This window comes from Burkholderia sp. Bp9090 (assembly GCF_003857985.1).
GTDB lineage: Bacteria > Pseudomonadota > Gammaproteobacteria > Burkholderiales > Burkholderiaceae > Burkholderia.
Map to the genome: position 1 here is coordinate 33,990 of NZ_QTPV01000006.1, position 12,948 is coordinate 46,937.

1 protein-coding gene is annotated in these 12,948 nt (G+C 70.8%); it reads right to left on the minus strand.

All coding sequences use genetic code 11. The features are described from left to right. Positions 1-101 precede the first annotated feature (101 nt). Complete coding sequence (locus DIE16_RS07995; RefSeq protein WP_124522921.1) at positions 102-12,494, minus strand: LWXIA domain-containing protein; 12,393 nt, start codon at positions 12,492-12,494, stop codon at positions 102-104. Between the last annotated feature and the right edge of the window lie 454 nt (positions 12,495-12,948).

The following is a 12,948-nucleotide window of genomic DNA, read 5'->3' on the forward strand; positions in this document are numbered from 1 at the left end:
CGACGCATGCATGTGCATCGTGGCACGCCCACCCGTCGGTCGTCGTCACGCGCGACGTGTCGCTTGCTTCCGCCCCGCACACGTTCCGCGCGCCGCCCTCGTCACCCGACCACGACCAGCTGCCCCGGATCGATCTCGCCCGGCTTGCTCGCCAGGTTCGGGTTCAGTTGCAGGATCTCGTTGAGCGCGACGTCGATCCGCTGACCGTCCGACATCCGCTGCTGCTGGTCGGCCGGCACGTGTGCCGCGGCAAGCAACGATCCTTCGTGACTTTGCGCGATCGTCCACAACGAATCGCCGGCCGCCACGGTCACCGTCAGCGGCGTGGGCGCGGGGCTCGGTGAACCCGTCGAAGGCTGCGCCGGTTGCGATGGCGTACCCGACGGCTGCGCGCTCGCCGACGCCGATGCCGTCGCCGATCCCGACGGTGTTGCCGACGCATTCGGCTGCACCGGTGCGCTCGTCGTGCCGGGCGACGGCGCAAACGACGCGCCCGGCGTCGGCGCCCCGGCACTCGAACCCGACGGTTTCGGTGACGAACCCGGCGCCTTGTGCTGATCGTCCGACGCGGTTGCCGACGTGTACAGGCTGATCCCCTGCATGACCCCGAAGATCGCCACGGGCGCCAGCGCGATGCCGGTCGGCAAGCGCTCCATCCACGGCGTCGCGTTCGGGAAATGCGAATGCAGCCGCCCGGCGCCGAGCAGCGCGCCGGACATCGCGGTCAGCGTGCCGGTCACCGGATCCACGGTCAGCGCGGTATGCACGCCGGTTGCGATGCCGACCGCCGAGGTCAGGTAGTCGCCGGTCGCGCTCGCGATCCGCGCCAGCTGGCTGCGGTTCTCGGCATTCACGCCGCGCAGGCTGCCCTTGTAAACGATGCCGGTATAGACGGCGCTGAACGCGCCGCCGATCGCCTGTCCGCCGGCCAGCAGGTCGCCGTGCGTGATCGCCCTGAACGCATTCATCGTGATCGAACCGCCGTAGCCGCCGAGCGCCAGCACGCGACCGACGCGGCCGACCGAATGGCGCGGGCTGCCGTGATGCAGCAGCTTCAGCGACGTCCCGCCGACCACGCCCTGCATCTGCGCGAGCATGTCGGCGGCGATCACCTTCGTATGCGCGACGGTATCGTCGAACGACAGCATCCCGTCGTCGTTCAGCGCGCGCAGCTGGGCGGCCATCGCCTTGCCTTCGTGCGCGATCTGCTCCAGCTGCGCGCCGCGTGCGTCCACGTCGAAGCCGTTCGCCTTCAGTTGTGCTTGCAGCCCGCGCACGAGCCGGTCGACGACGCGATCGAACACGCGCGGATCGCCGTTCTTCAGGCTGGCGACCGCGCCGTGATGCAGCGCCTGGAACACGCGCCCGACCCGCAGGCCCGCATACAGCGAGTTCGTCGCGGTGCGCACCGACTCCCGGCCGACCGCGACGAGCACGCCCGCGCCGGCGCCGCCGGTCACGGTGGCCGCCGCGATGTCGCCGGCGATCCGCCTGGACGATGGCGGCGGCGTGTTCTCGCCGATCGGTTCGTCGTGCACCCGCAGCGCATGCAGTTCCGCCTGCGCGCGCTTCGCGTCGGGAATGTCGACCTTCGCGAGCTGCGCCGCTTCCCGGCGGCTCGTGCCGATCGGCTTGGTGCCGTCGTTGATCAGCGCCGGATCGTGCACGACCGCGCGCCAGTGGTCGAGCGGGTCGGCGGCGGCCGGCCGCTTGCCGGTGGTCACCCGGTCGGGCACGCCGGCGCCGTAGTCGGCCAGCCAGCGGCCGCCGAACCTGCGTGCGCCCTCGTCCGTCCCGGTGCGCGGCGGGTTGCCGTCGGCATCCCACAGCGGCATCGCATGCTCGATCGTCGCCTTGCGCGCCTGGTTCAGCCAGACGGTCGTGTTGCCTTCGTAGAGCTTCTGGCGCAGCGCGGCGATGTCCGCGGGCGTCATGCCGTCCGCGGCACCGAGCCGCTCGACTTCCGCGAACAGCAGCTGATGCTGGTTCGCCAGCGTCTGCCGGTCGACCCGCTCGAACACGCGCGTGAGCGCATCGGCGCCATGCAGGCGATCGATGATCCCGGGCCGGTTGCGGTTCTCCACGATCAGCTTGGCGAGCGCGCCGGTGAGATCCTGGTTGCCGATGAAGTCCGCGCCGTGGGTGCCGTACGACAGCCCCATGTGCACCCATTCGAGCCCCTTGCGCTCGAGCACCGCGCGCAGCAGCTTCTCGTGTCCGCCGCCCGGCACCGATTCCGGCACCGCGTCCCAGCCGTGGAACGTGACCATCACGTTCGGCGCCTTCGTGTCGGGATGCGCGTTCGACCAGCGTTCGAGGGCGGTCATCACACGCACGTAATCGTGATACGTGTCGTTGGTGCCCGACTGGAACCGGTAGTCGGCGCCGGACACGAGCGCGCGCGACGGCGCCGTCTCGAGCCGGATCGCGAAACCGGTGCGTGCGGCCTCGTCGAGCCAGCGATGCAGATGCGCGAGATCGTCGAGCGCGAGCGCCTTCCCGTCGGAGCCCGGGGCCGGATGGATCATCCCGTTCTCGCCGTCGAACACGGCGCGCTTCTGGTCGCCGAGCGCGCGCACCGCGCGCAGGAAATCCGGATCGTGCGCCTTGCCGAGCACCGCCGCGAGCGAATGCGGATCGATCACGAGCGTGGCGACCGGCATCACGCCACCGTACCGCTCGACCAGCGCGCCCATCAACGCCGGATCGTCGCTCAGCGAGAACGAGCGCGCCATCGGCACCATGCGATCCTGCAACGCTTCACTCGAGCGCGTGAAGATCTGCCGGATCCGCTTGTCGGCGACGGTCGCCGCGCCCAGGTTGCGCGTCCGCGCGCGCAGCTTGCCCGGCACCGGCAGGAACCGCGATGCGGACGTCGACACGTCGCGCGCGACGTACAGCTTGTTGAGCAGCGTGCGCCACATGCCGACGTCGACCATCACGGCCTGCGGCTCGCCCTTCAGCACGAGGTTCACGTCGCCGGGCCGCTGTGCCTGCTTGTTGTACGCCTCGATCTGCTGGTGCGTCGCGAAATACTGCTCGGGCTTCGCCGCGCCGTGGCGCAGGCTGAACTCGACGGAGGTCGCCGACGACAGCCCCGGCTGGTACGGCTCGATCGACAGCGGCTCGGGCGCGGTGCCCTTGCTCCCCAGGCGCCGCAAGTCGGCGAGCACCTCGTTGTAGCCGTGCCGCGTGCGCGCCGCGAGCGCGCGGAACGGCGCCGAGTGCAGGCCGCGCGCTTCCGCCGCCTTCCATTGATCGTGCAGCGCCTTCGCGCGCGCTTCGAGCGCGGCGACGCGCGTCGGCCGCGCGCTGGTCAGGAAATCGCGCGGCGACAGTTGCGTGAGCAGGAAATGCACGTCCGTGCCGAAGCGATCGTTGCCGATCGGCATGGCGTCGAGCGGCACGCCCGGATGATTCTTGTTGCTGACCTGCGGGATCTTGTCGAACCAGCGCATCTCGCCATCGCGCTCGGCGATCACGCCGAGTGGATCGCCGAGCGCCTCGGCCACCGCGCCGTCCGTCCTGAACACGTAGATCACGTGGCGGCCGCCGTCCAGCGCGCCGTTGCGGATCGCGGTCAGCAGGTGCGACACGCTGTTGCCGCTGAAGTCGACCGCGTTGAGCGCGGACTTGTCCGACGGCAACAGATGCGGATCGACCGGCGCCAGCGGAGCGGCGTTCGCGTCGTCGCCCTGCTCCGCGCGCGCCAGCGGCCGGCGCACCGGCACGATCGACTGGAACAGGTCGCCGGCCGAGCGGATCGGTTTCTTCTCGACGGCCGGCGCTGCCTTCGCCGGCCGGAACCCGCCGATGCGGTCGACGGTGGCCGGCGCCACGTCGCTGACGACGAAGCGGATCCCGCGGCGCGGCGACCGGCCGACCGGAATGCCGCCGCGGCGGCGGCGCCGGAACACCGTGCGCAGATCCTGCTCGGGGATCTCCGTATCGCCGAGCGACGCCTTTTCGAAATATTTCCACTCGTGATTCGTGTTGCGTTCCGCATGGCCGAGCACCTTGCCCGTCTCGTCGTCGACCACGTGAATCCAGCGCTGCGCGCCGGAGACCGCGCGCACGGCCTGGCGCGGCCGCTTGAAGACCGGCGCGTCCTGCAGCTTCGACACGTCGCCCGCGAGCGTCGTCTCGATCGCATGGCCCGACGCCGTCACGTCCCACGACGTCTTGCCGTCCGGCGTCTCGATCTTCGACGGGCCGCCGAACGCCACCAGTTCGTCATGCGCGACCGGCGACACATGGAAATCGAACTTCCCGCGTGCGCGTCGGCCGCCGCTGTTGGCATTTTCCAGCGCCTTGGTGAGCGCGGGCGGCATGCGCTTGCCGTTCAGCATCCGCACCGGGCCGAGCGCGCCGTTCGCGTCGGTCTCGAGCACCGCGACGAAGGCCGGCGGCGTGTAGGCCGCGGCGCCGTCGGGCGGCGTGTGATGCGCGGTGATCAGCACATGCGCGTTGGAGCCGAGCTGCCGGGCGAGTCCGTCCAGCGTGGGCGCATGCCGGCCGTCGACACGCGTGAGCGTGCGGCGGCCGAGGGTGTCGAGCCAGTCGGCGGCGCGCGCCTGATGTTCCGCCTCGACCGCTGCGGCACCCTGCGGCGCGGCCGGGGCGGCTGAATGACCGGAAACAGTGGCCGGCGTCGCCGCGGCGGACGGGTTGCTTGCCGGGTCGCCGGCCGGGCTCGCCAGACGGCCGGCCGGCCCAGCGTGGCCGAACCTCGGCCAGGTCGGGTTGCCGTCGACCGCGCCGAGCGCGCGCGTCCCGCCGGCATGCACGGCCGCATAGCCTTCCGGCAAGCCGGAACGATCGACGCCGACGAGCCGGTACGACACGTCGCCCGTCGCCGCATCGCGGGTGCGCACGACGTACATGTCGACGCCGGCCGGCTTGAACAGCGAGCCGCCGTCGGGCGTGGTGATGCGCAGCGCACTCGCCGGATCGTGGCCGAGCGCCGACAGCAGCACGACGTCGGCCGGTGCGGCGGCCTCGACCGCGGCCAGGTGCGCGGTGGCGCTGGCCGCGACGCGTTCCGCCGGCGTCAGGTCGCCCTGCGCGAACGCGGTGTCGTCCGGCAGCGCATCGGCCGGCACGTACGCGTGATTGCGCGGCCCGGCTTGCGCCGCATCGAGCGCCTGCCCGAGATCGTCGTGCGCGACCGTCGTCACGCCTTCCGGCAACGCGCGCCGCGCTTCGGCGGCCGTGCGGCCCGTCGCGTGCGCTGCCGACGCCGCGGCGTCCGGCACCGTGCCGCTGAACCGGAACCAGCCCGCCTCGGGATCGAGCGCGCCGAAATCGGTGCCGCTGCCCAGCACGATGCTGTCGTCGCCCGTCACGAATTCGACGCGCAGGTTCGTCAGGCCGGCCGCGTCGAACGCCTGCATCACGTCGTCGATCACGCGGGTCGGCTCGGGGCCGTCGAGGAAATAGCTCGGCCAGTGCTGGCTCACGGTGCCGCCGGCCTGCGTCACGCGCGCGGCATCGCCGATCACGCCCGGCCGGTCGGCCAGCGCGCTGCGGAACGGATGGTCGAGCGTGACCGATTCGAACGTGCCGTCCGGAATCGGCGTGAAGTCGTAGCCGGGATCGGCGAACGTCGGATCGGGCACGCGCGGCACCGTCGGACGCGCCGGCCGCTCGGCCCGTGGCGGCGGCGCCGTATGCGCGGCGCTCGGCGCCGGTTCCGCGTCCGGTCCGGCGGGCAGTGCCGGGCGGCCTGCCCGCGCGGGATCGCCGACGAAGCGCTGCATCGGCAGGCGATCGCTGTCGACCTCGCCGGTCCGGCGCGTCACGCGCACGGTGGCCGAGCCGTCCGGCTTGACGAGCAGGATGTCCTGCGGCGCCCAGACCGACGTCGGCCGCCCGGTGAGTTCGGACAGGCGCTGCGCGAGCGCGGCCGCGAACGTCCCGCTCGCGGCCCGCACCTGGCCCGGCGCGACGCGCAACGGATCGTGCTTGTCCGACCCGCCGAAACAGGAATACAGCGTCACGTCCTGCCCCGCCTCGAGCTGCGGCGCGACACACTCGGCCACCTCGTCCGGCGTCACCGGCCGTCCGTCCGGGCCGAGCATCGCATCGGCCGACATGCCGTGTCCGAACACGACGTGATGGCCCGGCGGCGACATCAGCCCGCGCGCGCCGACCGGATGCAGCGGGTCGCCGGCCGGCATCAAAAGCGTGTCGGCCGGACGCAGGAATTCGGGGTGCTGCGTCGCGTCGACGCCGGTCACGTCGTCGAAGCCCGGTTGCAGTACCGACTCGCCGCGAATCGTCGTCGTCATCACGCCGTCGTTGGCGATCGCGCGGTCCGTATAGACGCGGCTGTTGTTCCGGTACGTCTTCTGCGGAATCCCCGACAGGCCGTCGTCGGCTTCGGCCTCGGCGGCCTGCTCGGTGCGCGCGGCCCACTCGTCCGCCGTGAAAATCTGCCCCGGCGCGACGTCGACGACCGGAACCGGCTCGTCGACGGGCGGCTCGCCCGCATCCGGCTCTGGTGCGAGACGCGGATGCGCCGGGAGCTGCGGCTGGGCCGGCCCATGTGCCGTCGCGCCCGGCCGCGCGGCATCGCCCGGCGTGCCGGTGTTGCCGCGCGGCCCGCTGTCGGCGTCCGGATCGATCTGCGCGTCGATCGGGCGCACCGGTTCGACCGGCGCGCCGTCGTACCCGTGCGCCACCGTGCCCGGCACGGGTTCGCCGCGCCGGGCGAACACCAGCGGCGGTTCGCTCGCGTCAGGCGCCTCCGGGACATGCAGGTAGAGCCGCGTCGACACATCCGGATCGTGCGCCGGCACGACGATGTCGTCGCTGTTCGGGTGCAGTTCCAGCGCACCGGTGCCGCGTATCGAATTGGACGCGATCGAAGCGATCACGGGCACCTGAAGTTCATACGCGAGCTCCTGCGCGAACGGGTAGCCGCCGGAGCCGAGATAGCAGCCGGTCAGCAGCACGCCGTTGCCTTCCGTGTAGGCCGGATCCTCGAGCAGGCTGCGCGCGAATTCCCTGGGCGACATCGTGTTGCCGTCTTTCGTGATGGCGATCGCGCTGTCCCAGCTCACGTCGCGCGGCTTCGTGCCATGCGATTCGGCGATGTCGAAGCCCGACACCTTCAGGAACTGCCGCGCGGTCGCGTGGCCCAGCAGGTTCACGACATTCGAGCCCGGCACCGGCCGCAATTCCAGCGGATTGACGCGAACCGGCTGCGCGCGGCCGGGCGAGAACTTGCCGTTCACGTCGGGTTCGATCTGGAAGCGCGCGAGCCGGCGGCCCGGATCGGGGATCGCGCGCCGCCAGCCGGCCGCGTCGTCGTCGCCGAGCCGGCCGAACACCGGCGCCTGGATCAGGTCCGCGAATTCCTGCAGCAATTCGGGATCGGCGCCGCTGTGCGGCCCCTCCAGCGCGATCGGCGTGCCCGGCGTATAGCCTTTCCACGCCAGTTCCTCCAGCGCGTGGGTCATCTCGAGCGCGCTCGCCGGGCTGCGGCTGCGCGGATTGATGACCGCGCCGCCGCGATTCGTCAGCACGCGCCAGACGTAGACACCGAGCGGCACGCGCGCGTCGCCCGCCGCGCCGCTGCCGCCCCAGCGATTCGACACCGGGCGCGGCGCCACGGTGCTCCAGTCGACCGCGTGCGCGCCCTGGTCGATGACCGCCAGCGCGGGCGAGAAGCGGTAGGTGCGCGGCGCATGCTGCACCGAATGGTCCGGCTTCCCCGCGAGGCTGGGGGCGCCGGGCTCCACCACGATGCCGGTCGTATAGCCGGAGTCCGGGCTGCCGTCGCTGCGATAGCGCGGCGAACGCCACGCGACGAAGCCGCTTGCGCCGTACACGTCCACCCCCAGCACGTTCGCGAGCAGTTGCGCGAGCGGGCTCACCCGCGTACCCGCGCCGCATGCATAGAGGATCACCGGCGATTTGCCGTCCCAGCCGCTCTGGCGCACCAGCTCGGCCAGGTCTTCCGCGCTCATCGGCTTGCCGGTCGCGCTCGCGAACGCGTCGGACCACGCATGCGCGTACACCGCGAAGTAGCCGGGCGGCACCGGCATCAATGGCCGCTCGCCCGCCGGCAGCCGGTTCTCGGGCTGGTCCGGATGGTTCGAATAGATCGCGAGGTCGGCTTCGCGGCGCGGATACGCGCCCCATTGCGTTTCGTCCATGCCGGGCGGCGCGTTGATCACGTCGACACGCCGGCCGTCCTCGCTGCGGATCAGCGGCTTGGCGGGATCGAACCCGCGCGGGTACATCACGCGCAGCGTGCGATCGTACGCGTCGTTCATCGACAGCATCAGCGCGTCGCCGGCGTCGTTGAGCCCGACCCGGGCGACCACCGCTTCGGGCGGCACCGTCCCGTCCGCGGCGAGCGCGCCGTGGTCGACCAGCGCGACCTGGTAGCGGCCCGCCGCCACGCCGCCGCGGGCGACCATCATCGCGTCGTGGAACGACGCGTAACGCGTGACGCCGATCGTGCCGTCCTCGCTGGAGGCGGCGGCCGCGAGCTTCACCGGATCGTCCCCGGCCGCCGCGCGCCGCGCGTCCGCGTTCGCCGCCCGGATGTCGTCTCCCAGGTCGCCGCGTTCGGTCGAGGGGAGTCCGTCTTCGTCCGGCTTGCGCACGTTCCCTTCGCCGTCCTCCAGCGCGTACACGTAGTATTCGACGTCCTCGAGGCGGTTGCCGCTGTCGAGAATCGACCCGACCACGCCGGCCAGCGCGTCCGGATCGGCCGCCACATGCGCGGGAATGGGCCACGACGCGGGGCGTCCCGCCGTGGCCGGCGTGCCGGCCCCGGCCGGCGTCGCATCATCGCCCGCGATCGCGGCGGCAACGGCCGGCGTCGCTTCGCCGTCGATCCCTTCGGCATCGGGCGCGAGCCGCAGCAGGATCGCGTCGCCGTCGTCCGGCGTGCCCTGCGTGCGGCGCGCGCGCAGCCACGCGGTGAAGCGCGACCGCAGCCCGCCTTCCGCCGGCGACACCGGCTCGCCGTCGCCGACGGGCTCGCCGAAGCTGGCCGCCTGTTCCTCGGCGTGCTGCCACGGGTTGCCGATCTCGCCGACCGCGAGGCGCTGGTTCGCCAGCCCGTTGGCGAACATCGCGTTCGCCACGTCGATCGTGATCGGCCGCTGCGTCGCCGGCGGGGCCGGCGTCTTCGTGATCGCCCGAATCGGCCGTTCCATCAGCGTATGCGAGCCGAGGCCCATCTGCGCGACGCCGATCCCGAGGTTCAGCAACTGCTGCGCGCGATCGGAATCGGACATCGCGTCCCAGTTCTTCACGAGCGACACGCCCTGGTCGACCATCTGATAGCCGCCGATCGCGCCGCCCGTGACGTTGAGCACGCCGGCCGTGCGGCCCGTCGTCTGCGCGACCGACTGGAACGCGTCGGCTTCCTGCGCGAAACGGCCGAGACCGGCCACGTCGGCCGTCACGCCCTCGCCGCGCGATGCCAGCGTGACCATGTCCGAGACCTGGCCCGTCGTGCGCAGCAGCGACGACGCCTCCGCGAGCGACTTCGCCGCGACGCCGAGCCCGCCGCCCGCGATGCCCGCGCCGCTGCCGATCAGGCTGATCCAGTCGCCGCGCGCCTGCGCATTGCCGAAGCCGATCGACTGCCCGTGCTCGCTCAGATTGTTCAGGTCGCCGATCGCGGCCGGCACGCCGACCGCCATCCCGGCGCCGACCGCGGTCCACGCGGCGCCGAGCATCAGGCCGCCGACCGGCGCACCGATGCCGCTCGCGACCAGCACGACACCGCCGGCCGCGGCGAGAATCCCCGTGCCGATCTCGAGATAGTGTTCGACGTGCTGGTACCACTCCGTCTTGTGTGCGTCGATCGATTCGTATTGCGCGTAACCGCCGGACGCCGCGCCGTTCGTCAGGCTCTTCGGCACGTACAGCTTGCCGTCGTCCGACAGCGCGTTGTTGTGCTGGTAGTCGTCGACGGTGTCGTACTTCCAGCCGCGATCGTCGATCAGCTTGAACTGGTCCGGATGGTTCGCGACCTGCACCTTGAACAATGCGCTCGGCGCGGTACCGGTCCCCTTCGACACGTAGTAGATCGGCACCAGCGACACGACCGCGTGGTCGCCGCCGACCTTGCGGATCTGGTCGACGACGGTCTGGATCATCTGCGTCGCCGCCGAATTCCTCGCGTACAGCGACCGACTGTTGACCGCCACCCCGTTCTGCAACTGCCCGTTGCCGACGATCAACTGCTCGAGCATCGCCATCGACGGCACGTCGTTGCGGTCGGTCGGCGTCGCGGCTGGGTCGTCCGGCTGGATTCCGAGCCCCGCGCCGACGAAGTTCGTCATCTGGTCGGAGCCGGTGGCGAACGTGTAGGACTTGTCGTCGAAGTTCTTCTGGAAGTCGTCGAAATACGCCTTCAGCTGCTTGTCCGGATCGGCCTGGAACAGCTTGTAGCTGGCGTTGGCGGCGTCCTTGTTCTGCTTGTTCTGCGCACTCTTGGTGCCCTGGTCGTAACGCAGCTGGAAGTCGTTCGCGAAGCCCGCCTGGAACCGGTCGTCGTTCTGCATCTTCGACAGCAGCGCCTTCGACAGCGCCGGATCGACACCCGACGACAGCGCCTCGCGCACCGTGTCGAAACCGTAGCCGGTGTTGCTGCCGCGCAGCGTGTAGATCAGCGTCTTCGCGTTGCCCTTGTCGTTAAGCAGCCAGTTCGCGACGTCGTCCTCGCGCCGCACGGGCACGCCGCTCGCGGTCGGTTGCTGGTCCGCCAGCCCGACCGCCTTGCTGAGCCCCTTGTAGAACTCGGTGCCTTGCCCGTACGGCTGCGGCGTGCCCGTGTTCGTCTGCATCCACTTGTTGCCGAAATCGTGCTCGACGGTATCGAGCACGACGCCCGCGAACTCGGGCGGCGCATTGTTCAGGATGTCCTGCATCCACTTGCCGGCCTTGTCGGCGTTCATCGTGTCGTCGTAACGCGCACGCATGCTCGCCTGATCCGTTGCATCCGCATCGGGCTTCTGCATCAGCGGATCGATCTGCGAATGGATGAACTTCGCGTCGAAATGCGGCTGGCCGGCCTGGGTCCACAGCGTCTGGCGCTCGTCGAGCGAGAACGACGCGTCCATGTTGGTCTTCAGCACCTGGAGCGCCGCGCCGGGATTGCTGCCCGGGCCCTGCATCAGCTGCGCGACCTGCTGCTTCGTGTACTGCAGCCGCACCTCGGGCGCCGCCGCAAGCAGCGTCTGGATCTTCTGGTAACCGGGATTGTTCTTGTCCGCCTGCGCCTGCGCCATCGCGTACGCGAACACGCCGCCCGCCTGGTCGATCTGCGCGTTCAGCGCCTTCGCGTCCGCGTCGCTCTTGCCGTCGGTGCTCACCGGAATGCCCGTCAGCTTGACGAACGCTTCCGCGAGCGGATTCTGCTGCGCGAGCGCCTTCTCCTGCGGCGACAGCTTCGGATCGTTCGGATCGACGGTCACACCGGTGTCCTGCAACAGCGCAAACGTGACCGGATCGGATTGCGCGAGTTGCTTCATCTGCGGCGACAGCGACGGATCGTCGGGATTGATCGTCGCGATCGTGCGCTTGAGCTGGCTTTCCTCGCCCAGCGCGTCGACGAGGCCGGTGTACCACATGCCGTCGTGATTCTGCTTCACCGACGCGACGACCTGCTTCTGCTCGTCGGCCGTCACGTAGGTCAGTGCGGTGTCGTCGCCGCCCGTCACGACCTTGTCGTACTGGCTCTGCGCCTGTGCCAGCGCCTGCGTGACGTCGGCCTCGTCGGCACGGCGCAATCCGCCCGGCTCCTTCTGCCACGCCGCGTAATCGGCCTTCGCGTCGTTCAGGCGCAGCGTCGCGGCCGACGTGCTGTACTCGTGGCGCAACGCGGTGGTGAGGGCCGTGTACGCGTTGTTGGCATTCGTGTCGGCCGTGCCGGCCGCCTGGCGCAGTTGCACGCCGGTGTCGGGATCGGCGCGCCGGATTCCGCCCGGCAGCGCGTCGTACTGCTTCACGTCGGCGTTCGCGGCCTGGTCCTTCTGCATCGCCAGCGCGAACTGGAACGCCTTCACGTTGGTCGCCCGCTCGGGCGCCGATTCGGCCGACACCGCCTTTTGCGCATCGTCGAGCACCGAGCCGAGCACCGGATCGTTCGGCGTCGCATTGCGCAGATCCGAGGCCACGCCCGCGATCGCCTTGTTCGCGTCGCCGCCGCCGTCGGCCGCGACGCGCATCTGGTTCTCGACGGCCGCCTGCACCGAGCCCCATGCCGCTTCGGCCTTCTTCACCTGGTTGTCGAGATCGGCCTGCGACGCGCCCTGGTCGTGCAGGCGCTTGAGCGTCGCCATTTCGGCCTGCGCGAGCTGCAGCAGGCGCTGCGTCTCGGCCTGGGCGGCCGCGAGGGCCTGCTGTTCCGGCGTCTGCGCCGGCGGGGTGCTGCCGGCCCCGTTCGTCGGTGCCGGATCGTTGTCATCCTGCGGCTGCGGCACGTTCACCGGTCCGCCCCCGCCCACAGCCATCAACACCATGTCCGTTCTCCCGCGGCATGCGTGACGTGCCGGCACAGCGGCAGGCGGGCCACGCGCAATGGTCCATTGTGCCGAACGGGCGCACGTGAAAAAGCCGCGCATTACGTAGTCGCCGGGCCGGTTGCGGCAGCGCGGGAAGACCCGCGCTACGAACGCAATCAACCCGATGCCGCGATTCGGTCCTTGGCGCTTCGGGCGGAAAATTTTGCTGGTTGCCGCGCATCGGGTCAGAAATACACGATGCCGCCGACCGGCGACTCACGACCTTTCGCGACGCATCCCCACCCCGCCGCGCTCCGCCGCCTGCTCCTGAACGCGCCGACGCTCACGCTGAACCGCCCCGGCGCTGCCGAATCGTTCCGCACGCGAGACGGCCGTATTTCGCGCAGATTCGACCGAAACACCCCGCGTCGAAACCCCGCGATTCCACGCGATCCCGCAGAGGACCTTTCCT

What these genes read in the sequence shown, in the direction of transcription:
- DIE16_RS07995 (WP_124522921.1), bottom strand. Translation starts at nt 12,494, where the DNA reads ATGGTGTTGATGGCTGTGGGCGGGGGCGGACCGGTGAACGTGCCGCAG.